This window comes from Actinosynnema sp. NPDC059797 (genome assembly GCF_042732085.1).
Taxonomy (GTDB): domain Bacteria; phylum Actinomycetota; class Actinomycetes; order Mycobacteriales; family Pseudonocardiaceae; genus Actinosynnema.
The window spans coordinates 1-24,492 of record NZ_JBHWIE010000027.1; the positions used below are offsets into that span (position 1 = coordinate 1).

The 24,492-nt window shown below is 76.5% G+C and carries 11 protein-coding genes; 4 read left to right on the forward strand and 7 right to left on the reverse strand.

The features are described from left to right. The first annotated feature begins 503 nt into the window (after positions 1–503). The 4 genes from ACFV4N_RS10775 to ACFV4N_RS10790 are packed head-to-tail and all read left to right on the forward strand — an operon-like array spanning position 504 to position 4,299. The gene (locus tag ACFV4N_RS10775; RefSeq protein WP_499672272.1) at positions 504–860 is read left to right on the forward strand and encodes a response regulator; all 357 of its coding nucleotides are present in this window, start codon (positions 504–506) and stop codon (positions 858–860) included. Next, positions 860–2,590 (forward strand): histidine kinase, encoded by a 1,731-nt coding sequence (locus ACFV4N_RS10780; protein WP_499672273.1) that lies wholly within the window; start codon positions 860–862, stop codon positions 2,588–2,590. The genes ACFV4N_RS10775 and ACFV4N_RS10780 overlap by 1 nt, the downstream gene beginning before the upstream one ends. Beyond that, a complete protein-coding gene (locus ACFV4N_RS10785; protein ID WP_499672274.1) occupies positions 2,581–3,225 on the forward strand; it encodes a response regulator in 645 nt (214 codons plus the stop codon). The genes ACFV4N_RS10780 and ACFV4N_RS10785 overlap by 10 nt, the downstream gene beginning before the upstream one ends. Before the next feature lie 57 nt (positions 3,226–3,282). Beyond that, positions 3,283–4,299: a LacI family DNA-binding transcriptional regulator gene (locus ACFV4N_RS10790; RefSeq protein WP_499672275.1), complete on the forward strand. Its 1,017-nt coding sequence runs from the start codon at positions 3,283–3,285 to the stop codon at positions 4,297–4,299. 30 nt (positions 4,300–4,329) lie between these two features. Here ACFV4N_RS10790 and ACFV4N_RS10795 read toward each other — a convergent pair whose 3' ends face one another. From ACFV4N_RS10795 to ACFV4N_RS10825, 7 genes are all read right to left on the reverse strand, one after another. Next, entirely contained in the window at positions 4,330–6,126 is a 1,797-nt protein-coding gene (locus tag ACFV4N_RS10795; protein WP_499672276.1) for a glycoside hydrolase family 9 protein, read from the reverse strand. A 132-nt stretch (positions 6,127–6,258) separates the two neighbouring features. Next, on the reverse strand, positions 6,259–7,104 hold the full coding sequence (locus tag ACFV4N_RS10800) for a CPBP family intramembrane glutamic endopeptidase (RefSeq protein WP_499672277.1): 846 nt from the start codon (positions 7,102–7,104) through the stop codon (positions 6,259–6,261). Between the two features lie 134 nt (positions 7,105–7,238). Continuing rightward, the gene (locus tag ACFV4N_RS10805) at positions 7,239–8,651 is read right to left on the reverse strand and encodes an RICIN domain-containing protein (protein ID WP_499672278.1); all 1,413 of its coding nucleotides are present in this window, start codon (positions 8,649–8,651) and stop codon (positions 7,239–7,241) included. 317 nt (positions 8,652–8,968) lie between these two features. Further along, the gene (prcB, locus tag ACFV4N_RS10810) at positions 8,969–9,751 is read right to left on the reverse strand and encodes a proteasome subunit beta (RefSeq protein ID WP_499672279.1); all 783 of its coding nucleotides are present in this window, start codon (positions 9,749–9,751) and stop codon (positions 8,969–8,971) included. Positions 9,752–9,795: 44 nt separating this feature from the next. After that, on the reverse strand, positions 9,796–15,999 hold the full coding sequence (locus ACFV4N_RS10815) for a type I polyketide synthase (protein WP_499672280.1): 6,204 nt from the start codon (positions 15,997–15,999) through the stop codon (positions 9,796–9,798). Further along, positions 15,996–22,688, reverse strand: a complete 6,693-nt coding sequence (locus ACFV4N_RS10820) for an amino acid adenylation domain-containing protein (protein WP_499672281.1) — start codon at positions 22,686–22,688, stop codon at positions 15,996–15,998. The genes ACFV4N_RS10815 and ACFV4N_RS10820 overlap by 4 nt, the downstream gene beginning before the upstream one ends. After that, complete coding sequence (locus tag ACFV4N_RS10825; RefSeq protein WP_499672282.1) at positions 22,685–24,481, reverse strand: acyl-CoA dehydrogenase family protein; 1,797 nt, start codon at positions 24,479–24,481, stop codon at positions 22,685–22,687. Before ACFV4N_RS10825 ends, ACFV4N_RS10820 begins: the two co-directional genes overlap by 4 nt. Between the last annotated feature and the right edge of the window lie 11 nt (positions 24,482–24,492).

Below are 24,492 nucleotides of genomic sequence, written 5' to 3' on the forward strand. Positions count from 1 at the left end.
CCTCGACGGCCTGGTTGCTCGACCTCACGAACCAGTCCTGCGCGGCCGCCGCGTGGCTGCCGGCCGCGAGCAGCACGACCGCCACGGGCAGCGCGGCCACGACCGCGGCGATCGTCCTCGGCGGCGCGCTCGGGCCCGCCGGGATCAGGGACCCCACCGGAGCCGGCCCGTCGCGCGCCGACCGCCGTCGCCGGCGTCGTGGTCGTGGTCGTGGTCGTCCATGGTCGGTTCCTCCGATCGGGCATCGGTGGTCCGCCTTCGGCGGGCAGGGCCAGTCTCTGCCGGCGGTGGGCCGCGGCGCGTCACGGAAACCCGGGATGCCCGGAAGCGTGCGACGGGGTGCGACCGGGTGCGGCGGTGCGGCCGTTGGGGTGGTCGTGGGTGCGCGCGGTTGGGCCGGCGGCGGGTGTGCCGGCATCCTGCCGGCGTGCGCAGGTCGTGGGGATCCGTGATGTTCGGCCCGCGGTCTCGCGCACGATCCATCGTTGCCGGATGGTGTGGGCATGCTGCGCGTGCTCGTGGTCGACGACCAGGTCTCGTACCGGCGGCTGGTCGCGCGGCTGCTGCGGACCGGCGGGTTTGACGTCGTGGGCGAGGCCGGCACGGGGCGCGAGGCGCTCGCGCTCGTCGCGGGCAGCGTGCCGGACCTGGTGCTGCTCGACGTGCTCCTCCCGGACTTCGACGGGTTCGAGGTCGCGAGGCGGCTGGAGGCGGGACCGGTGCGGCCGGCGGTCGTGCTGGTGTCCAGCAGGCAGCGGGAGGACTTCCGGGACTTCTCGGACCTGGTGCTGGTGCGAGGTTTCCTCGGCAAGGCCGAGTTCACCGTCGAAGGGCTCGTGGCCCTCCTCGGGGAGGGCTGATGCGCCGGCCGTTCGTCCTCACGTGGGCGCTGTCGACCGCGTCGGCCGCGGTGGCGGTCGTGGACGTGGTGCTCGTCGCGACCGCCGGCAGGCAACCCGCCGCCCGGTACGCGTGGGAGATCGGCTCGCCGCTGGTGTGGGCCGGCGTGGGCGTGCTCGCGGTCGTGATCCGGCCGGACCGGCGGTTCGGCCTGCTGACGCAGGTGCTCGGCCTGGTCCTGCTGCTCGACGCCCCGGCGGGCTTCGTGATCGAGACGACGCGGGCGTGGGCCGCGGTCGACCTCGTCGTGGCCCGCGCCGCGCAGCCGTTCCAGGTCGTCGTGTTCGCGCACCTGTTGCTGTCCTACCCCGAGGGTCGGCTGCGCGACGCGGTGCCGCGCCGGTTCATCGCCGCCCTCTACGGCTACGGCGCGGTGGTCGGCGCCCTCGACGCCGCGCACACCGTTGACACCATCACCTCGCGGCCGTGGACCGGGGCGTCGCCGGAAGCGGGTTTCGCCGGCGGCGGCTCGTCCACGACGATCAACGCCGGCTGGCTCGCCTTCGCCGTGACCTACCTCGCGCTGATGTGGCTCAAGGTCAGGCGGGCCAGCCCCGGCAGGCGCCGGACGCTCGCCTACCCCCTGGTCTGCGGTTTCGTCATGATCACGCTGTTCGTGCTGACGACGGCCCTGGCCGCGCTGAACGCGGAGCCCGCGGGCAGCGCGGTGTCGGACGCGCTCCCCTACCTCGCCGTCCTCACCATGCCCGGCGCCTTCCTGCTGGGCCTGCTGCGCGAACGGCTGCGGTACGGCTCGGTGGCGGACTACGTGCGCGCGATCGAGCACGCGCCCATCGGCGGGCTGCAACCCGCGCTGCGCAAGGCGTTGCGCGACCCGACGCTGCGGCTCGCGTTCCCCCAGGGCGACCGGTGCGTGGACGAGGACGGCGACCACGTCGCGATCGGCGGCGACCAGGCCGTGCTGCCCATCGGCGGCACCCCTCCGATCGGCCTGGTGCTGCACGACCCGGCGTTGAACGACGAGCAGCGGCTGCTGGCGGCGGCCTCCGCCGCGACCCGCCTCGCGCTGGACAACGCCCGCCTGCACGCCACCGTGCGACGACAGCTCGTCGAGGTCCGGGCGTCGCGGCGGCGCATCGTCGAGGCCGCCGCGGCGGAACGGCGGCGGCTGGAACGCGACCTGCACGACGGCGCGCAGCAGCGGATCCTCGCCGTCGGCATCGCCCTGCGGCTGCTCCAGCAGCAGCTCGACCCGGCGGACCGCGCGGTCAACGAGGCGCTGGAGGAAGCCCAGCGGGAGCTGGCCGGCGCGATCACCGGGTTGCGCGAACTGGCGCGCGGCATCCACCCGGCCGCGTTGACCGAGCAGGGGCTGTCCGCCGCCGTCCGCGCCCTGGTCCGCCGCCAACCGATCCCCGTGACCGTGGACGACGCGCTGCCCGGCCGCCTGCCCCCGCCGGTGGAGACGGCGGCCTACTTCGTGGTCAGCGAGGCGCTGGCCAACGTGGTCAAGCACGCGCGGGCGGGGCGGGCGCACGTGCTGCTCGCCCGGCGCGGACCGGTGTTGCGCGTGGACGTGGTCGACGACGGGGTCGGTGGCGCCGATCCCGAGCGCGGCAGCGGGTTGCGCGGGCTGGCCGACCGGGCGGCCGCGTTCGACGGCACGCTGTCCGTGACCGACGTCGAGCCCACCGGCACCCGACTGCGAGTGGAGCTGTCGTGCGACTGATCCTCGTGGACGACTCGTGGCTGATCCGGGAAGGACTCGCGCGGCTGCTGTCCGCGCGGGGGCACGCCGTCGTCGCCGTGGCCGAGGAACCCGGTCGCGTCGGGGAACTGGTCCGCGCCACCGCGCCGGACGTCGTCGTCCTGGACATCAAGATGCCGCCGACCTTCACCGACGAGGGGCTGGAGCTGACGCGCGCGCTGCGCCGCGCGCACCCCGACCTGCCGCTGCTGCTGCTGTCCCAGTACGCCGAACCGGGCTACGCCACCGCGCTGCTCGAACTCACCGGCTCGCGCGCCTGCGGCTACGTCCTCAAGGACCACCTGCTCGACGCCGCGCAACTGGAGACGACGCTCGCCCGCCTCCGCGCGGGGGAGGTCGTGATCGACCCGACCGTGGTGGACGAGGCGCTCGGCGCCCGGCTCGGGGCGCTCACCCGCCGCGAACGCGAAGTGCTCGCGCTGATGGCGCAGGGGCTCACGGACCGGGGCATCGCCGAGCGCCTCTTCGTCTCGCTCAACACGGTCGGCACGCACGTCCAGCGCGTGCTCGCCAAGCTCGACCTGCCCGACACCCCGGCGGACAACCGGCGCGTCCTCGCGGTGCTCACCTACCTGGACCGCCTGCCCGGCCGCTGACGACCGGCGCCGTCGGCTCATGATCGGCCCACCCCCGGTTCGCGTAGGCTGCCGTCCGTGGCTGTGGATGGGCGCGCGGGCGGTGAGGTGCGGGTTTCCCGGATCGCGGACCTGGCCGGGGTGTCCGCCTCGACCGTGTCGAAGGTGATCCACGGGCGGCCCGGCGTCTCCGACGGCACGCGCAGGCGCATCGAGGAGCTGATCCGCGAGCACGGCTTCCAGAAGAACGAGAAGGCCGAGGCGGTCCCGATCGTCGAGGTGGTCTTCCAGTCCTTGGACAGCCTGTGGGCGCTGGAGATCATCCGCGGCGTCGAGGAGGCGATCCGCCCGAACGGGCTGGCGGTGACGCTGACGGAGATGCAGGGCGGCCACACGCCGGAGAGCGCCTGGGCGCGGCAGATGCTGGCCCGCCGGCCGGTCGGCGTCATCGCGGTCTCCGCGGAGTTCAGCGAGGCGCAGTTGGCCCAGCTCGGCAGCCGCGCCATCCCGCTGGTCGCACTGGACCCCACCGGCGAGCCGACCCATTCGATCCCGTCGGTGGGCGCGACGAACTGGAACGGCGGCCTGGTCGCCACCCGCCACCTGGTCGGGCTCGGCCACCGCCGCATCGCCATGGTCAACGGCCCGTCGGAGTTCCTGTGCTGCCGGGCCCGCCTCGACGGCTACCGCGCGGCCCTCGACGCGGCCGGCGTGCCGCAGGACCGCAAGCTCGTGCGGACCGCGCCCCTCTACCACGACGGCGGCCGCGCCGCCGCCCGCGAGCTGCTGCGCCTGCCCGACCGGCCCACCGCCGTCTTCGCCGCCAACGACCTGCAGGCCCTGGGTGTCTGCGAGGCCGCCCGCGAGGCCGGGTTGCGCGTGCCCCGGGACCTGAGCGTCGTCGGTTTCGACGACCTGGCGTTCACCCAGTGGTCCGACCCCCCGCTGACCACCGTGCGGCAGCCGCTGCGGCGGATGGGCGCGGAGGCCGCCGGGATGCTGCTGACCCTGGCGGCGGGCGGTGAGCCGGACAACGACCGCGTCGAGCTGCCGACGAAGCTCGTCGTCCGGGGCAGCACCGCGCCGCCGCCGTGACGGGGCGGTCGTGCCCGCGGGCCGGCCGGGTCAGGCCTTCTCCGCCGCCCACGCCGACAGCCACGCCAGCGCGGAGTTCCAGTTCAGCGCCACCTCGTTGACCGACCAGGCGTTGATGTCGTCCAGGTAGCACTTCTGGGGCTTGCAGCCCGCCAGCCGCTCCTGGGCGACCGGGTCCTGGAGGTCGGCGTTGGGGCCGCCCGCCAGCAGCCCCGCGGGCGGGGTCGGCAGCGACGGGTCGAGCTGGTTGGCCCAGAACCGGTGGTGGGAGTTGCGGGTGGCGCGCTCGCCGTAGCCGGTCACGTAGGAGTGGTTGAACGGGTTGCGCCCGAACAGGTAGTCCAGCGCCTGGTACACGCCCGCCCGGTACTCGGCCCGCCCGGTGAAGTCGTGCGCCAGCGCCAGCACGTTGGCGCCGTTGGCGACCACGCCGTTGGAACCCCAGTAGTAGCCGGCGGCCGGAGCCGGGTAGCCCTGCGTCGACGCCTGGGCGAGCAACCGGTCGCCGTGGGCGGCGAACGCGGCGCGGGTGGCGGCCACGTCGGCGGCGGGCAGCCCGTTGGGCACCAGCGCCAACGTCGTGTCACCCAGGCCCGCGGTCCACCACCAGTCGAAGCCGCCCTGGTCGAAGCCCTTGCCGCGGAACAGCGGCGACCCGGTCACGTCGGCGCGGTAGGCGCTCGACCCCGTGGTGGTGAACAGCTCCGCCGCGGCCCAGTAGAACTCGTCGGTGACGTTGTTGTCGACGTACGTGCCGCCGCCGTTGCCGTCGTCGGGGTCGGCGTAGCGCGTCGGGTCGGCCTTGGCCGCGGCGTAGGCGCGCCGCGCGGCGGCCAGGGCGCGGGAGGCGAAGCCCGCGTCGACGGTCTTCCACACCCGCGCGGCCTGCGCGGCGACGGCGGCCAGGTTCAGCGTCGCGGCGGTCGTGACGGCCGACAGCAGGCGGGGCTGGGGGTCCTGGTCGGGGCGCATCGGCAGGCCGGTCCAGTTCTCGTCGCTGACCTTGTGCCGCACCATGCCCGCGTCCGCGCGGCCCTCGGGGACCTGCATCCTCATCAGGAACTCGACGCCCCACCTGGCCTCGTCGAGGATGTCGGGCACGCCGTTGCCGCGCTCGGGGATCGCCAGCCTGCCGTCGCCCAGGGCCGCCCGGTCCGCGCCGCGCACGTGCAGGGTGCGCTCGTACTCGTTGATCAGCTGCCACGCGGCGATGCCGGTGTTCACGCCGTACTTGCCGTGGTCGCCCGCGTCGTACCAGCCGCCCCGCACGTCGGAGGTGTAGCCGCACGACACCCGGCACGGCACGCCGTCGTCGCCCCGGTTCGGCGCGACGTTGAGGTGCCCGGCGGGCCGCGCGTACCGGTCGCCGACGTACCGCGCCTGGATCGGCGTGCCGCTGCGCTGGTGGTGGAAGAACGCCAGGGCGTCGTACCGCAGGCGCTTGAGCGGCTCGGCGGAGATGTCGAACGGGGCGCTGTCCGCACCCGCCACCGACAGCACGTACCCCCTGCCCCGCCGGTCGAACGACGAGAAGTCCGCGACGTGCACGTTGTCGCCGGACAACGGGTCCGGGCCGCGCACGCTCGTCCACCCCGAGGCCGCGGTCGCCCCCGAGGCGTCGCGCAACGCCCACGCCACGGGCGACCCCGAGTCGTTGACCACGGTGGCCCGCTTCGGCAGTCCGGGCACGTAGGCCACCTGGTTGACCTTCACCGCCGGACCGGCGTCGGGGGCCGCCAGCGCGGCGGGCGCGGACAGGGCGGCGGCGGCCAGCGCCAGCACCGCCGTGACCGCCACCCGCCATGGGAACCGCTGCTGAGCGCGCATGGGCAGATCCTCCTTCGGATCATGCCACCCTGGCCGAAATGTTCTCGATCCAGAACGACAGTGTTGCGGACCGGGAGCGCTCCCAGAAGAGCACTTGGAGCTACCCATACTGGCGCGTCAGCGGCGACGTGGTCAACGTTCGCTCTGGAGAGAGAAATTTTCCTGAGGCCGGTCCTCCTGCTGCCGACGACGCGGGACGATGTGACCGCGGCGGTGGGCCAGCCACAGGAAGGCGGCCGTCAGCAGCACGCCGGCCGCCACCGCGCACAGGCTCCCCTCGGGCCCGAACGCGCCGCCGGTGATCGGGTCGGGGCCCGAGGCGGTGGCGTCCAGCAGGCCCTCGGCCGCGTCGTTGCCCGAGACCCCGGCGCCGAAGACGCCCGCCAGGGCGAAGTTCCAGCCGAAGTGCAGCCCGATCGGCACCCACAGGGTGCGGGTGGCGGCGTAGGCGGCGGCGAGCAGGAAACCCGCCTCGATCGCGATCGCGATCGCGCCCCACATGCCGGCGTGCGGGTTGAACAGGTGCGACGCGCCGAACACCACGCCGGTCAGCGCCAGCGCGACCCACGTGCCGGTGCGCTCCTCGACGATCCGGAACAGCACGCCCCGGAAGATCAGCTCCTCCGTCACGGCGGCGGCGGCCATGAAGCCGAACAGCCCCACCGCGCCCGTGGCGGAGCCCAGGCCGTCGATCTCGTAGTCGCCGAGCCAGGCGATGCCGGCCATCACGGCGCCGCACATCGCCACGCCGATCAGCGCCCCGCGGCCGACGGCGGCGACCGCACCGCCCCGGCCCACCTCCCGGGGCTCCCGGCGTTCGGTCCGCCGCACCACCCACGCGTAGGCGAGCACCGCGAGCACCGCCGTCGCGATCCCGATCACCAGCGTGAGCCAGGGGTTCTCCCCCACCGCGGCGACGCCCTGGCTGCCGACCAGCGCGATCGCGGCGACGACCAGGAGCTGCTTCACCAATCTCATGACGACCCTTCCCCCGTGCCGCGGCCGGAGTGCCGCGACACGGGGGAACGCTAGGGATCGGGCGGCCCGGGGTCGTCACCGCGCGGTGGACACTCGCGGGTAGCTCGCACGGGGGACACGGGCCGCTCCCGCGGTCAGAAGTTCTTCCGGGCCACCGTCCAAGGCGCCCTGGACGCCAGCCCGGACGGTTCGAGGATGTAGTCGCGGGCCGTCCGGTTGCCGTTCAGGACCATGTCCAGGAACTGCACGACCGTGGTCACGCCGTCGTTCATCTGGTAGCCGGTGATGAAGCCGCCGTGCCCGGCCTGCGGGTGGCGGGCCAGCACGGAGGGGACGGTGGCCAGGTCGTAGGTGGCCTGGTTGTTGGCGTAGGCGACGTCGGAGGAGCCGCCGTCCATGAACAGGGCCGGGGTGTGGAGCTTGCGGACCTCGGAGCGCGGGTAGCCGAACGAGCCGTCGGCGAAGAAGCCGCTGTTCAGCGAGACCACGGCGTCCACCCGCTGGTCCTGGGCCGCGACGAGGGCCTCCAGGCCGCCGCACGAGTGGCCCGCGGTGGCCATCCGGCTCAGGTCGAGGCGCTGCTGCAGCGGCGCACCGGAGCGGTTCTGCTCCCGCTCGGCCCAGGTGAGGGCGTCGGTCAGCAGCGAGGGGATGGGGGAACCGCTGGGCAGGCCGTTGGACGAGCCGTTGGCGGAGCCGATGTCCACCACGGCGAAGCCCTTCGACGCGACGGCGGTCAGCAGTTGCGTGACCTCGCTGTTGTTGGTGTGCGCGCAGGCGCCGTTGCCGAAGGCCAGCACGGGCAGCGGTCGGCCGAGGGCCTGCGGGTTCGACGGGCGGAACACGGTGAAGCGGTTGTCGCCGTACGCGCCCTCGCGGGTGACCGGGAAGTTGTTCTCGACCATGGGACGGCCACCCGGCTGGGGTGACGTGGTCGTCGTGGTCGTCGTGGTCGTGGTGGTGGGGTTCCCGCCGCCGACGCGGACGAGCTGCCACTGCTGGTTGGGACCGCCCCAGTCGCTGTACTGGACGATGTTGCCGCCGTCGTTGGTCGCCGCGCCCTGGACCTCGACCGCCTTGTTGCTGTTGCGGTTGACCAGGCGCACGTAGCCGCTGTCGGAGTCGGCCAGCCGGAACTGCTGATTGGCGCTGTTGTTGTCGGTCCACTGCACGATCGCGCCGCCATCGGCGGTGGAGTAGTTGTGGACGTCCAGGACCTTCCCCGACAACCGGGACTTCACCCGGTAATAACCGTTGCCCGAATCCACGAACTGCCACTGCTGGTTGGTGCCGTCGGCACGGGTCCACTGGGTGATGCGGGCACCGTCGTTGGTGGCGAAGTTGTAGACGTCCAGCGCCTTGCCGCTGTTGCGGTTGACCAGCACGTACCACGCGGTCGTGTCGACGGTGGCGGCCGATGCCGGCGTCGAGCCGAGTGCCGCCACCAGGCCGCCGAGCAGCACGGCGACGACGGCGGCGGCACCGGCCAGGCGGCGCCCGCGGGCTCGGGGGACGGCGGTGGGCGGGTGGTGGCCTGATCCGGCCATGGGCGTGCTCCTCTTCGTCGAGGTGGGGAGAACCGCGGCGCGGGCGGCGTGCGAACGACCGCTCGCGCCGAGTGGTCCACCGCCCGCCCCGCCGGGGGAACGACGATCACGTCAACGCGGACAATTCGACGACCGAAAAGAGCCGCATGGGCCCGGGAGCCACTGCCGCGAATGACGGTCGCATTCCTCAGACTGTGGAGGACGGATTCCACGGCGTCAAGGTGCGACGAAAATGTTTCGCACGGACAAATGGCCGACCGGACCGCATTGCGCATTGCTAAAAGTGGTGTGAATTCTTTTAGCCGCGCGGGTCCGGGTCAGGGGGCCAGGCGGGACGCGAGGCCGGCCAGCTCCTCCTCGGCGACCTCGTCGTAGCCCTCGGCCGTGACGACCGCGACGGTCGGGTAGATGCGGCGCCCGAGGTCGGGACCGCCGGTGGCCGCGTCGTCGTCCGCCGCGTCGAACAGCGCCCGCAGCGCCGCGCCGACCGCCTCGTCCCGGGTCAGGTCCCGGCGGTGCAGCTTCTTGAGCGAGCCCTTGGCGAAGTGCCAGCCCGAGCCCGTGCCGCCGAAGTCGTCCTCCTCGGCGGGCGCGCCGGCGATGTCGAAGGTGAAGATCCGACCCCGCTCCTCGGCCTCGTCCCAGCCGGCGAACAGCGGCACCGCGGCCATGCCCTGCAACGCCTTGTCGAGGTTGCCGCGCACCATCGCGGACAGGCGGTTGACCTTCGCGGGGAAGCTCAGCTCGACGCCCTCGATCTTCTCGTAGTGCCGCAGCTCCAACTGGAACAGCCGCACCAGGTCCAGGCCGTGGCCGACGGTGCCCGCGAAGGCGACGCACGAGTGGCTGTCGGCCGGTTCGAGCTTGCGCAGGTTGCGCTGCGCGATGAGGTTGCCGGAGGTGGCGCGGCGGTCGCCCGCCATCACCACGCCGTCGCGGAAGTGCAGCGCCAGGATCGTGGTGCCGTGCGGCGCGTCCACCACCCCGTCCGGCCGCGGCAGGGCGTCGGGAGCGGTGTCGCGGAGCAACCCGTAGAACGACGAGCCCTTGGCCGCCATCAGGTCGGCGAAGGAGTAGGGCAACCGCTCAGGCGAACGCAAGACGAGATCCCCTCATCATCCGTTGATCCTCTGCGACCTCAAGACTACACACCGTGGCGGTCGAACGCGTTCAGGACGAGGTCCGCCGTCGCCGCCGCGGGCTCGGCGTCGAGCACGCCCCAGTGGTCGCCCGGCGCGGGCACGACCTCGATGCCGCCCGGGTACAGGCGGGCCGACCGGGCGGCCAGCCGCCGCGCCCCGGCGTCGTCCACGCCGGTCTTGAGCACCACCGCGGGCGCCCGGACCGGGCGCGGGCGGTAGGCCAGCACGGCGCGGACCGCGCGGTTGTGCGACCGGACCAGCTCGTGCCCGCCCGACAGCACCGCCGCGATCCGGTCGATGCGCGGCACCCGTGACCCGCCCGCCAGCTCCAGGGTCCGGTCGAGCGGGGCCGACCGCCCGAGCCGGGTGCCGGCCAGCAGCGCCACCGCGCGCAGCGCCTGCTCCGGTCGCAGCCCCATCGGTCGTCCCTTGGTGTCGGGCAGCAGGCCGTCGAAGCTGACCAGCAGCCGCACCCGCGCCCCGCTCTCCTCCAGCTGCGCGGCCAGTTCGTGGGCCACGGCGAAGCCCGCCGACCAGCCGCCGAGCAGGTAGGGGCCCTCCGGCTGGACCTGCCGGACCAGCGCGGCGTGCGCGGCGGCGATACCCCGGACGCCGCCGCCGGGGTGGTCGGCGGGCACGTCCAGGCCCAGCACCGGCCGGTCGCGGCCGATCAGCGGCGCGACGTGCCGGTAGCACAGGCTGCTGCCGGTGGCCGGTGCGCACAGGAACAGCGGTGTGCCGTCGCCACCGCCGGACAGCGGCAGCAGGTTCGGCACCGGCCCGTCGGCGCGCGGGGCCCGTTCGGCGACCAGCTCCACCAGCCGGCCGAAGGTGGGCGTCGGCGCGAAGCGGGACGTCTCGACCCGGGCGCCGAGGGTCCGGTGGACCTCGCCCAGCAGGTGCACCAGGGCCAGCGACTCCCCGCCCGAGCGGAAGAAGTCGTCCTCGTCGCGGACCGCGCCCACGCCCAGGTTCTCGCACCACAGGCGCGCCAGCACGGCCCGCCGGTCGGTCGCCGGGGCCGGGGTGGCGACCGCGGTGGTGGCAGGTGCGGTGGAGGTGGCGGTGGACGCGGTCGGGGCGACTGCGGCCGAAGTGGTGGGGGCCGGGGCGGCGGGGGTTGAGGCGGTGGGAGTCGAGGTGCTGTTGGGCACAGCGCCGTTGGGCACAGCGCCGTTGGACCCGGGAGCCTCGACCGCGTGCGGCGCGCCGCCGAGGGCCCGCGGGGTGTCCGGCGGCGGGTTCCAGCGGGCCGACCGCGGCAGGTCCGCGGCGGTCAGCAGGCGGGGCAGCCCGGCCAGCACCCGCCGGTCGAACGCGGCCACCCGCAGGTGGTGCCACGGCGCGGCCTCCCCGTCGGGCGGGTCGAGCCGGTCGCGGAGCAGTTCCGCCCGCCAGTCGTCCGGGTCCTCGGTCAGCACGACCGCCCGCCGCGCGCCGCGCTCGCGCACCGCGGCGCAGAACCCCGGCCACGCGCCGGCCGCCGCGCCCGAGGCCAGGTAGAGCACGGCGTCGGGCCGGTCGTCGCCGAGCAGGCGGGACAGCTCGGCCTCCGGTGACGGCTCACCCGCCGGCCGGGCCAGCACCACCGCGTGGTCGGCGCCGGCGTCGGCCGAGGCCACCTCGCAGTCCAGGCCCGCCCGGCGCGCGGCGCGCCGCCACCCCTCCGCGTCCAGGTGGAGCGAGTCGGTGCGCAGGTCGTCGGCGTAGTCCCACCAGCCCGGCAGCAGCCCGTACACCAGGTGGGTCCACAGCGCCGCGCTGGTCAGCTCGACCAGCGCCAGCAGCCCGTCCGGGCGCAGCAGCCGCCCCAGGCGGGTCAGCGCCACCGCCACGTCCGGGGCCACGTGCACCACGTTGAACCCCAGCACCACGTCGTAGCCGCCCGCCGCGAAGCCCTGCTCCACGGGATCGGCCGTGATGTCGTACCGCGCGCCGCGCAGCCACCCGACGCCGCGCTCGGCGGCCTGCCGCTCGGCCTTGCGCACCTGCAACCCGCTGACGTCGGTGAAGACGTAGTCGACCTCCGCGTCGACGCCCAGCCGGTCGACCACCCGCCAGGTCAGGTCGCCCCGGCCGCCGCCGATCTCCAGCACCCGCAGCGGGCGGTCGCGCCCGGCGCGCAGCCGGGCCACCGCGCCGGCCAGGGCGTCCAGGCACGCCTGCTCGTCGGTCAACGCCACCCGGTTGTCGGCCAGCAGGCGGGCGATCCGCTCGTCCGAACCGTCCTGGTACAGCACCGCGTGCGGGGCGGTCTCCCCGGCGAACACCGCCGGGTAGCTGCGCACGCAGTGGTCGATCAGCTCGGCCAGGCCCCGCACCTCGGCCAGCCGGGCGTCCGCCACCGCGGCCTCGACCCGGGCGGCGGCGTCCTCGGTGAGCAGCAGGCCGCCGTCCCCGGCCACGAGCAGGCCCCGTTCCACCGGGGCCCGCACCACCCGCTCGGCCAGCCGCGGCAGCCGCCCGGCCGGGTCCAGACCCGCCACCAGCGCCGCCGCCGGCACGGGGGTGCCGACCGCGAGCAGGCCGCGTTCGACGAACAGCCGCACCACGTGCGCCGCGCCGCAGTCCTCCACGGCGGCGAGCAGGTCGGGCCGCCCTGACAGGCTCGCCCGGCGCGTCCACTCCAGGTCACCAGCCAGCGCCGGGAGCTCTTCGCGCGCCGGCGCGGACCGCAGGTCGACCGTGGCGGTCACCGGCACCCCGGTGGCGGACCAGGTGTGCGCGGCGGCCAGCGCCGCGTCCGGGTCGTCACCGGCCACGACCACCGGGCCCGGCGTCCCCGCGCCACCGGGCACGGGCTCGGGCGTGGTGGTCAGCGCCCACCAGCGGCCCGCGCGCCAGGCGTACGCGGCGCAGTCCGGCTCCGCCCGGGGCGGACGCGCCGGCGCGTCCTCGGCGCCGAGGTCGAGCAGGGTGGTGTCGTGGCCCGCGCGACGCCGGTGCGCCACCCACGCCAGCAGGTCGGGCCGCCCGTCGTCGGGCAGCGCCGGGTCCCCGGACACGGCCAGCACCAGGCGCACCCCGGCCGCGCGGGCGTGCGCGGCCACGTCGTCCAACCCGGCGAGGTCGATGCCACCGGCCTCGCGCACGCCGGCCCGGTGCACGCCGGCTCCGTGCGCGTCAGCCCCGTGCGCGTCGACACCGTGCACATCGACACCGTTCGCGTCGGCCCCGTGCGCGTCGACACCGTGCACGCTGACCCCGTGCGCGTCGACACCGTGCACGACGATCCCGCCGCGCGGCACCGCCGCCGCCAACCGGTCCGCCAGCGGCGCGCCGGCCGGGTCCCCGGGCAGCTCCACGACCTCCCCGCCCCCGGCGAGCAGCCCGGCCGCGACCCGCGCGGCCGGGTGGTCGGCCGTCAGCACCACCGGTTCGTCGCCCGGCGCGCGGGTGCCCGTGTCGACCCACCGACGGGTGGTCAGCCCGCTCTCCGCGACCGGCGCGACGACCACCGGCACGGTCCCGGTCGGGACCACCGGCGGCGGCACCGGCTCGGGTTCCAGCGGCGTGCCGGGCAGTGAGGTGACCGCGGGGACCGGGAACAGCTCCGCCCACGGCAGCTCGACCCCGGCCGCCCACAGCGCGCCCAGCGCCCGGTGCAGCGCCACCCGCCGGTCCTCCCGGCGACCGCCCAGCAGCGGGACCGCCGCCACGCCGTCCCGGTAGCGCTCGTGCCGCCGCAGGCCGCCGACCATGGTGGACCCCGGTCCCAGCTCGACCGCCACGTCACAGCCGTCGCGCAGCAGCGCGCCCACGCCGTCGGTCAGCCGCACCGGGCTGGTCAGGTGCGCCACCCAGTAGTCGGGGTCGGGCACCCGGTCCGGGTCGACCGGTTCGCCGGTGAGGTTGGAGATCACCGGCAGCTCCGGCCGCCGGGGCGCGCTCGCGGTGATCGCGGCGGCGAGCCGGTCGCCGGCGGGCCGCATGGCCGGGGTGTGGAACGCGCGGTCGGACTCCACCGGGGCCGTGCGCACGCCCTCGGCGGTCAGCGCGCGGACCAGGTCGTCGAGCGCGGGCACCGGGCCGGCCAGCACCGTCTGCCCCGGCCCGAGCGTCGCCACGGCCAGGGCGGGCCGCGCCGCCAGGTGCGGTGCGAGGACCTCCGGCGGCGCGTAGGCGGCCAGCAGCGCGCCCGGTGGCGTGTCGCGCATCGCCAGCGCCCGCTCCCCCACCACGCGCAGCCCGGCGGCCAGGTCCCAGGCGCCCGCCACCGCCGCGGCGGCGTACTCGCCCGCGCTGTGCCCCAGCATCGCCACCGGCCGCACGCCCCACTCCAGGAACTGCCGGCCCAGCGCCCAGCCGATGCCGAACAGGCCGAGCTGCTGGCCCAGGCTGGTGCGCAGCGGCGCGTCGTCCGCGCCCTCGTCCAGCACCGCGCCCAGCTCCACGCCGAAGTCGCGGCGGGCCAGGGCGATCGCCCGGTCCAGCTGCTCGCGGAACACCGGCAGCACCGCGTGCGCCGCCGACGCCGCGCCCGCGTGCAGCGCGCCCTGACCGGGGAACAGGAACGCCACCCGGGGCGGCCCGTCCGGCGCCACCCGCGACGCGCGGCCCGGGTCGCGCAGTTCCGCGATCGCCACGTCCAGGTCGTCGCCCGCCACGGTGAACCGGTGCGCGAACCGCCGCCTGCCGCCCAGCAGCGTCCACGCCACCTCCGCCGGTTCCGGCCGGTGCCCGGCCAGGTGGTCGGCCAGCTCGCGGCGGGCCCGCTCCAGCGCGCCCGCGCTCCGCGCGGACAGCGCGAACACCGCCGGTCCGGCGCCGCGGGGCCGGCTCGGCGCCGCCTCCAGCACGGCGTGCGCGTTGGTGCCGCCGATGCCGAACGAGCTCACCGCCACCAGCCGCCCGCCCAGCGGGCCGACCGCGTCGACCAGGCGGAACGGACTGCGCTCCAGGTCCAGGCGCGGGTTCGGCCGGCGCAGGTGCGCCTGCGGCACGACCTCGCCGTGCCGCAGCAGGAGCACCGACTTGATCAAACCGGCCACACCCGCCGCGGACCCGGTGTGGCCGATGTTGCCCTTCACCGACGACAGGGCGCAGGACCCGGTGCGGTCGGTGCCGTGCCGGAACGCCTCGGTCAGCGCGGCCACCTCCACCGCGTCGCCCACGCCCGTGCCGGTGCCGTGCGCCTCCACGTGCGCCACGTCGCCCGGGTCGACGCCCGCCTGGCCCAGGGCCAGCAGGATCGTGTCGCGCTGACCTGGCACGGACGGCGCGGTGTAGCCGATCTTCTCGCCGCCGTCGTTGGTCAGCGCCGAACCGCGGAGCACCGCCAGCACCCGGTCGCCGTCGCGGACCGCGTCGGCCAGCCGGCGCAGCACCACCAGGCCCGCGCCCGCGCTGGGCACGGTGCCGGTGGCCCCGGCGTCGAACGACCGGCACCGGCCGTCGCGGGAGAAGATGTGCCCCTCCTGGTACAGGTAGCCGTGCGCCTGCGGCAGCCGCAGCGACACCCCGCCCGCCAGCGCCGCGTCGCACTCGTGGTTGAGCAGGCTCTGCCCGGCCACGTGCACCGCGACCAGCGAGGTCGAGCACGCCGTCTGCACGGTCAGGGCCGGGCCGCGCAGCCCGAGCTTGTAGGCGACGCGACTGGCCAGGAAGTCCTTCTCGGTGCCGACCAGGCTGCTCATCACGGCCGGGTCGGTGAAGTCGTGCGGCACGGGTGCGGCGTCGCAGCCCGCGAACACGCCGACCCACCCCGGGAACCGCTCCGGGTCGAGGCCGGCGTGGTCGAGCGCGTGCACCGCGACCTCCAGCAGCACCCGGTGCTGCGGGTCGAGGGTGCGCGCCTCGGCCGGGGAGTAGCCGAACCACGACCGGTCGAACAGCTCGCCACCCGGCAGCACCCCGCCCACCGGCACGTAGTCGGGGTCGCGCACCAGCTCCTCGGGCACGCCCGCCGCGCGCAGCTCGTCCGGCCCGAACCGGGTCAGGGCGTCCGCGCCCGCGCGCAGCACCCTCCAGTAGGAGTCGAGGTCCGGCGCGCCGGGGAACCGGCAGGCCGCGCCGACCACGGCGATCGCGCCCTCCGCCCACTCCTCGCCGGCGGCCTCGGCACCCCGCTCGCCGCTGTCGGTGTTCGCGCCCCACTCCCCACCGGCGGTTCCCGCGCTCCACCCCTCGCCGGCGGCCTCGGCACCCCGCTCGCCGCCCGCCGTCCCCGCGCCCCACTCCCCACCGGTCGCCCGCGCGCCGCTCATCCCACTCCCCTCCGGTTGCCGCCCAGGCGCGCCCGCTGCTGCCGGCGGGCGCGGTCCAGCACCCCGGCGCCACCCGGGCCCTCCGGCCCGGACCGGTCGCCGCGCGCCCACGCCGCCATGCCGCGCACGGTCGGGTGCGCGAACAGCCGGGCCACCGGCACGTCGCGGCCCAGTTCCGCCTCCAGCCGCGCGTGCAGCGACGCCAGCAGCAGCGAGTTGCCGCCCAGGTCGAAGAAGTTGTCGTCCACGCCGACCGCGCCCACGCCGAGCACGTCCGACCACAGGCGCGCGATGCGCCGCTCCAGCTCCGTGCCCGGCCCGGTCACCGCCGCCCTGGCCGCCGGGAACGCGTCCCGCGCCGGTTCGGGCAGCGCGGCCACGTCGGGCTTCCCGTGCGGCGTCAGCGGGATGCGGTCCAGCCACACCACCGCGTCGGGCACCATGAACGCGGGCAGCCGCCGCGCCAGCCGGTCGGCCACCGCCGCCCCGTCCCGCTCCGCCCGCGGGCGCGGCACCACGTAGGCCACCAGCCGCCCGCCCCGGGCGGCCACCGCGGCGGAGGCCACCGCCGGGTCGTCGCCCAGCACCGCCTCCACCTCCTCCGGCTCCACCCGGTGCCCGCGCACCTCCACCTGCCGGTCCACCCGGCCCAGGAACTCCAGCTCACCGGCCGCGGTCCAGCGGGCCAGGTCGCCGGTGCGGTAGACGCGGGCCGGCGCGCCGTCGGGATCGGCGGCGGCGAACCGCTCCGCGGTCAGGTCCGGCCGCCGCCAGTAGCCCAGCGCCACCGACGCCCCGGACAGGTGCACCTCGCCGGGCACGCCGACCGGGCAGCGCCGCCCCGCCGGGTCCAGCACGTGCGCCGCGGTGCCGTCGATCGGCCGGCCGATGGTGGTGCGCGACCGCGGCCGGTCCGGGTCCAGCGGCAGCGCGGTGGCCACCACGGCGTTGGCGGTGGGCCCGTAGGCGTTGCACAGCCGGAACGACGTGCCCGCGGGCAGGTCGGCGCTCGGCGCGGCGCCGCCGAACAGCAGCAGCCGCAGGTCGGGCAGGTCGGGGTCCCGGGCCAGCACCGCCTCGGCCAGCGGGGTCGGCAGGAACGCCTGGGTCAGCCGGGAGCCCGCGATCCAGCGGGCGACCTCCCCGGCGACCAGCGGGCCGCCCGGGTGGGTCACGACGGTCGCACCGGCCACCAGCGCGGGCCAGTGCTCCCACTGGCAGGCGTCGAACCCGACGCTGGCCACCGCGCCCACCCGGTCGGCCGGCCCCAGCGGGAACACCCGCAGGTGCCAGCGCACGAGCTGCGCCAACCCCCGGTGCGTCACGGCCACGCCCTTCGGCCGCCCGGACGTGCCGGAGGTGTAGAGCACGTAGGCCACGTCGTCCGGGTCCGGCGACACCGGCTCGACCGGCGGCCCGGCCGCGTCGGGCCGCAGCACGGCCACGCCGGACGCGTCCGCGACACCGCCCACGGGTCCGTCCGCGACGATCGCGACCGGCCCGAGGTCGTCCAGCACGGTCCGCACCCGCTCGGCCGGGTAGGTCGGGTCGACCGGGCAGAACGCGCACCCGGCCCGCCAGGCGGCCAGCATCGCCACCACCAGGTCCGGCCCGCGCGGCAGCAGCAGCGCCACCGCGTGCGGCCCGTCGCCGGGCGGCAGCACCGCGCGCAGCGCGCCGGCCAGGCCGTGCGCGCGCCGGTCCAGCTCGGCACGGGTCAGCTCGCCGGCCGGCCCGGTGACGGCGGTGCCCCCGCCGCGCAGGGCGTCGGCGAGCAGGGCGGGCACGGTCGTGGCGGGCGCGGGCGGCGCCGGCCGTTCGAAGGACCGCACCCGGCCCAGGTCGGCCGGGTCGAGCAGGTCCACCTCGGCCACCCGCTCGTCGAGCACGTCGGGCAGGCGGCCGAGCGCGGTGGTGAGCACCCGCGCGAACTCGACCGCGTCCGCCGCCGCGATCCGGTCGCCCCGGAACGACAGGTGCCCGGTCAACCGCCCGTCCCGCTCGGTCAGGGTCGCGGTCAGGGTGAACTTGGTGTCGTAGTCGTGCAGGGCGGTCAGGTCCAGCGGGCTCAGCACCGCGCCGCCGAACCGGACGGGTTCGGCCGCGCCGAAGTTCAGCACGACCTCGGAGTACGGCGTCCACCCGGCGCGGCGCGGCGGGCGGCACCCCTCCACCACCCGGTCGAACGGCGTGGTCGCGTGCCGCAGCCCGGTCAGCACCGAGTCCCGCACCCCGGACAGCAGCCCTCCCACCGTGGTCCGGTCGTCCACGGTGGACCGCAGCACGACGGTGTTCAGGCACGGCCCGATCACCCGGTCGCGGCCGGGCAGGTCCCGGTTGGCCACCGGGACCGCCACCGTCACGTCGTCCGCGCCGGTCCAGCGGTGCAGGGTCGCGCACAGCGCCGCCGCGGCGGCGGTGAACGGCGACACGCCCCGCAGGCGCCGCAGCCGGGGCAGCAGGTCGTCGGGCAGGTCCAGCGGCACCGACCCGGGCGGTTCCGGCACCACCGGCGACCTCAGCGCCGGGTAGGCCGGGGCGCCCGCCAGCCGCCGCGCCCAGTGCGCCAGCTCGGCGCGCTCGGCCTCCGACCCGGCGTGCGCCCGTTCCGCCTCGACCACCGAGCGGTACTGGGTCACCGGCCCGGTCGCGCCGGCCAGCTCCTCGACCAGCACGGGCAGCGACCCCAGGTCCCACACCAGGTGGTGCAGCACCAGCGCCAGCACCGGTCGGTCACCGGGCCGCTCCACCAGCGTGCAGCGCAGCAGCCGCCCGGTCTCCGGTGACATCCCGTCGGCCAGCTCGGCGCGCAGCCACCGGTCCAGCGAACCGCCGTCGAGGCGGACCCGCGCGACCCCGGGCCGCCACGGCTCGCCCACCACCTGCCGCGCCCGCCCGTCGACCACCTCGAACCGGGTGCGCAGCACCTCGTGCCGCCGCACCGCGCGGGCCAGCGCGTCGGCGAGGCGGTCGACGTCCAGCTCCCCCTCGACCGACCACAGCAGCGGCACCAGGTAGCGGTGCGCGCCGGGATCGACCTGCGCGGCCAGCCGGATGCGCTCCTGGAACGCCGACGCGGGCACCGGCCCGGCCGGCGCGTCGTCGCTCCCCGCGCCGCCGTCCGCCGCGCCGCGAGGGGCGAGTTCCCGCACGGCCTCGGCCAGGTCGGCCAGCACGGGGTGCTCCAGCACGGTGCGCACCGGCACCGGTGCGCCGATCACCTCGCCCAGCCGCACCGCCACCCGGCCGGCCTGCAACGAGTGGCCGCCCAGCTCGAAGAACGAGGCGCCCGGCGGCGGGGTGGGCACGTCCAGCAGCTCCGCCCACAACCCGGCGATGACGCCGACCAGGCCGTCCCCGACCGGCGCGGTGGCCGGCGCGGCAGCCGGCGCGGGGGCGCGCCGCAGCAGCGCCTGCCGGTCCAGCTTGCCGTTGCGGGTCACCGGGAACGGCCCCGGCCACCGGCGAAACTCGCCCGGCACCGCGTACGGCGGCAGCAGGGCGGCCAGGTGCGCGCGCAGCGCGGCGTCACCGGGGTCCTCGCCGTCGGTGCGGACGAACGCGACGAGCCTGCCCTCGGAGCCGCCCACCAGCAGCACCACCGCGTCCAGCACGGCCGGGTGCCCGCGCAGCGCGGCGGCCACCTCGCCCGGCTCCAGCCGGTGCCCGCGCAGCTTGACCTGGTCGTCGGCGCGGCCGAGCACCTCCAGCGACCCGTCGGGCAGCCGCCTGCCCAGGTCGCCGCTGCGGAACGCCCGGCCCGCGCCGAACGGGTCGTCGAGGAACCGGGCGGCGGTCAGCGCCGGGCGGCGCAGGTAGCCGCGGGCCACCCCGGAGCCGCCGACCACGATCTCGCCCACGCACCCCTGCGGCACCAGCCGCCGGCCGGTCACCCGGTCGACCAGGTGGACGGTGGTGTTGGGCAGCGGGCGGCCGACGACGCTCGCGCCGCCGGCCAGGTCGGCCTCGCCGACCAGGTGCACCGTGGAGTGCACGGTGGTCTCGGTGATGCCGTACATGTTGACCAGCGCGGTGCCCGGCGCGCGGCGCGCCCAGCCGGCGAGCCTGGCCGGTTCCAGGCGCTCCCCGCCGAAGATCACGTAGCGCAGGTCCGGCAGCGCGGCGTCGCGCCGCTCGGCGACCTCGGCGAGCTGGTGGAAGGCGGTCGGCGTCTGGTTGAGCACGGTGACGCGCTCGGCCGCGAGCAGGTCGAGCAGCCGCTCGGCGTCGCGGGCGGTGTCCTCGGGCACGACCACCAGCCGCGCGCCGGTCAGCAGCGCGCCGAACAGCTCCCACACCGAGAAGTCGAAGTGCGCCGCGTGGCACAGCGCCCAGGTGTCCCCGGGCCCGAACGACAGGTGCGGGATGTCGGCCCGCACCAGCCCCACCACGTCGCGGTGGCTGATCGGGACGCCCTTGGGGCGCCCGGTGGTGCCGGAGGTGTAGATGCAGTAGGCCAGGGCTCCCGGCTGCCCGGCCGGCCGCCGCGCGACGGGGTCGTGGGCGAGCAGGTCCGCCGGCGCGACCGCCACCGCGTTCTCCGGCGCGTCGTCGGCGGCGATCACCAGGTCGGCGCGGGCGTCGGCGACCAGGAACGCGCGGCGGTCGACCGGTGCGGCCGGGTCCAGCGGCAGGTAGGCCGCGCCCGCGCAGAGCACGCCCAGCACCGCCCGCACCTGGTCCAGCCCGCGCGGCAGCTGCACCCCCACCAGGTCGCCGGGTCGCACGCCGCGGGCGAGCAACCCGGCGGCGACGCGCTCGGCGTCGGTGAGCAGCTCCCGGTAGGTCAGCTCGCGGCCGGCGTCGGTGACAGCCGTCCGGTCCGGGTCGAGCGCGACCCGCTCCCGGAACAGCTCCACCAGGTCGCGGTCGTCGTGCGGCGCGGCGGTGTCGTTCCAGTCCACAAGCTCCAGCCGGCGCTCCTCGTCGGTCAGGGGGTCCAGCTCGCCGACCGGGCGGTCCGGCTCCGCCTCGCCGGCCTCGGCGAACCGCGCGAGGTGCGCGGCCAGGCGCCTCAACCACGCCTCCGGCACACCGCCGTCGCCCACCAGTCGCGGCCGGTCGGTGACCAGGCGCAGCCGGTGCGGTCGCGCGGTGCCCCGCCCGCCCGGGTCGACCAGCACGTCCAGCCGGTCGAACGGCACGGGCGCCCGGGGCGCGCGCAGCGCCGCGCGGACCCGCTCGGTCAGCGCGGCGAACCCGGCCGCCGGGTCGGCCTCGACCCGCAGCGGGGCCACCTCGCCGTCCTCGCCCACCACGCCGACCACCACGTCGGTCGTGCCGCAGTACCAGGACAGCACCCCGACCAGGGCCGCCACCAGCACCTCCGGGTCCGCGGCGGCGACCGGCGCGGTCGAGCCCCCCTCGGCGGGCGGCGGCAGCGGCAGGGCCGGCGGCTCGGCGCCGGCCAGGTCCACCCCGGACACCACCACCGCGCCCGGCTCGGCCACGACCTCGGCCAGCACGCCCAGGTAGGTCGCGGCCAGCGCGTCGACCACGTCGCCGCCGATCGTGCCGCCGGGGTCCTTCCACAGCAGCGACAGGCCGTCGCGGTCCACCCGCAGCATGGCCTGGAGCCGGTAGGTCGTCACGTCCAGCATGTCGCCCAGCCGCAGCGCGCCGGCGCGGTCGCCGTGCCGCAGCGGCAGCCGCAGCACGTCCACGCCGTCGAGCACGGTGGTGTCCCAGTACTGGAACACGGTCTGGCCGATGCTGCGCGCCACGTCCGCGTGGCGCACGCCGGCCGCGCGCAGGATCGCCGGCTGCGGCAGGTCGGCGAAGCGCAGGCAGCCGCGCAGCGCGGCGTCCACCCGCCGGACCAGGTCGGCGAACCGCTCGCCGGCGGTCAACCGGACCCGCACCGGCACCGCGTTGGTGAAGAACCCGTACGCGTCGCGCAGCTCCGGCAGGGCGCGGCGGGGGTGCGTGGGGAAGGAGACCACCAGGTCGGTGTCGCCGGTGTGGCGGTGCAGCGCGACCAGGTAGGCGGCGAACAGCACCGCGAACCGGCTCACGCCCAGCGAGGCGGCCAGCGGGCGCAGCGCGTCGGCCAGTCCGGCGGGCACCGGCCTGGACGTGGTGTGCGGCGGGAGCCCGGCGCGGTCGGGCGCCAGGGTCAGGGCGGGGGGCTCGGCGCCCAGGTGGTCGCGCCAGAACGCGCGGTGCGCGGCGCCCGCCGGGCCGTCGGCCAGCTCGCGCTGGCGGTGCGCGAACGCCGCCGCCGCGGCCGGGTCCTCCGGTCGGCCCAGGTCGGCGCCACCGTAGGCCAGCGCCAGGGCGTGCACCAGGGCCAGCACGGAGTGCCCGTCGCCGACGATGTGGTGCAGCGCCAGGACCAGGGTCCGCCGGTCGCCGGACTCCACCAGCTCGAACCGGGCCGACGGCCCGACCCGCAGGTCGAACGGGGCGTGCGCGGAGCGCTCCACCTCCGCGTCGTGGTCGCCGGCCGCGGTGCGCCGGGTCAGCACCAGGTCGTCGTCGCCCCAGCGCAGCACGGGCGGCTCACCGGCCTCGACGCGCGCCCGCAGCACCGGGAACCGGCGGCCGACCGCGACCACCGCCGCGGCCAACCGGTCGAGGTCCACCTCGCCGGTGACCTCCAGCGGCATCCCGATCAGGTCGGTGCGGTCCCCGGGCCGCACCTGCCAGGCCAGCCACAGCGCTTCCTGCATGACGGACAGCGGGATCATCGCGGCACCCCGTCCCCCGCGCGGTCGTCGGCCGGGCGCACCAGGTCGGTGTCGGGCGTCCACCCGGCCCCCGAGGTGGTCCAGTGCTCCTCGCCCGGCGGGTCGGCGTGCTCCCGCTGCGCCAGCTCGCGCCAGTGCGCGGCCAGCCGGTGCCGGGCCGAGCGGCAGGCCGCGGCGGCCAGGTCGGCCTCCGCCGGCGCGCCCGCCGCCCGCGCCAGCACCAGGGCCGCGGTGTGCAGCTCGTTGCCGATCGCCCCCAGCAGCACGAGCAGGCGCTGGCGGGCCAGCAGCTCGGCCCGGTCCGGGAAGCGGCGGGCCAGCCGCAGGCAGGTCGCGGCGAACCGGTGGACCTGCCGCACCACCTCGCGCAGGTGCTCCCGGTTCTCCGGCGACAGCGGCACCTCGTCGCACCAGCGGTCGTCGGGCGGACCCGCGTCGATCTCGGCGGCGTCGTCCGGCTCGGGGTAGTACAGGGTGAGCGCGATCAGCGTCATCGACCAGTAGTCGAGCAGGAAGTCCACGCCGCCGGAGATGCGGAAGTTCCGCGCGTCCCGGAACGCCCGCTCCAGCGGCACGTCCGGCGCGCCGCGCCCCCGCTTGCTGGCCGCGGTCTCGTAGCCCTCGGCGGCCATCAGCGCCATCGCCCGGTCCACCACCCGCCAGGCCGCCACCGAGCTGATGTTCTTGGTGGCCATCTGCTCGGGCAGCGCGTTGCCCGGCGTCGCGGTCGCGCCGTCGTCCACCAGCATCGCCCACCGGCACGCCGTCTCCACCGCGTAGGTGTCGGCCAGGCACTCGGCCAGCTCGTGGCGCACCTGCTCGTAGCGGCCCAGCGGCACGCCGTCCACCGCGCGGCGGCCGACGAAGTCCCGCGCCCACCCGGCCGCGCGCTTCGCCAGCGCCAGCGACGGCGCGGCGATCAGGTACATCCGCCCGCGCACGATCAGGTTCAGCATCCGGGGGGTGAGCCGGGTGTCGTCGCCGTCGGGCCGCTCGTCCAGCAGGTGCCAGGCGGGCACCCGGACCCCGCGCAGCCGCACCGCGCCGTTGGGGAAGCCGCGCACGCCCAGGAACCGGTGCGCGGTCACCACCTCGAAGCCGGGCGCGGAGGTGTCGACCAGGAACAGCCGCCGCTCGGCGCGGTCGCCGTCGCGCAGCGTCGCCGACACGGTCAGCACGTCGGCGATCGGCCCGTTCCCGATGTGGATCTTGTCGCCGTCCAGCACGTAGGCGGCGCCGCCGTCCACCGGCCGCGCGGTGGTCTCCCGGTCCCGGTTGGCCGCGCCGGACGGCTCGGTGTCGGCCGACCCGGACACCTGCCGGGCCAGCACGCGGCGGCGCAGCTCGTCGCGCAGCGGTCCCGGCGACACCGTGGCGTGCATCGCGCCGGTGCCGATGGACTCCTGGATGGCCAGCACCAGCGCCACCGGCACCGACCAGCTCGCCGCCGCCTGGATCACCCGGAACACGTTCGTCGCGGACAGGCCGCGCCCGCCCAGCTCCGGGTCGACGCCCAGGGCGAGCCAGCCGCCGTCGCGCAGCGCCGCCAGCGCCGCGTCGGGCAGCTCGCCGGTCCGGTCGACCTCCTCCGGGTCGACGTGCTCGCGCAGCAACCGGCCCAGCTCCGCCACCGCCCCGTCCCCGGCGGCGCGGTCGTGGTCGGGTTGGCTCGGGAAGGGGTGCAGCAGGTCCCACCGGACCCGGCCCAGGTAGAGCTGTTCGAGGAAGCTCGGTCGCGTGCCGCTGAACTGGTTGCGGGTCGACCGGTCGCGCGTGCCGTGCACGATCACCATCCCTCGCTGGT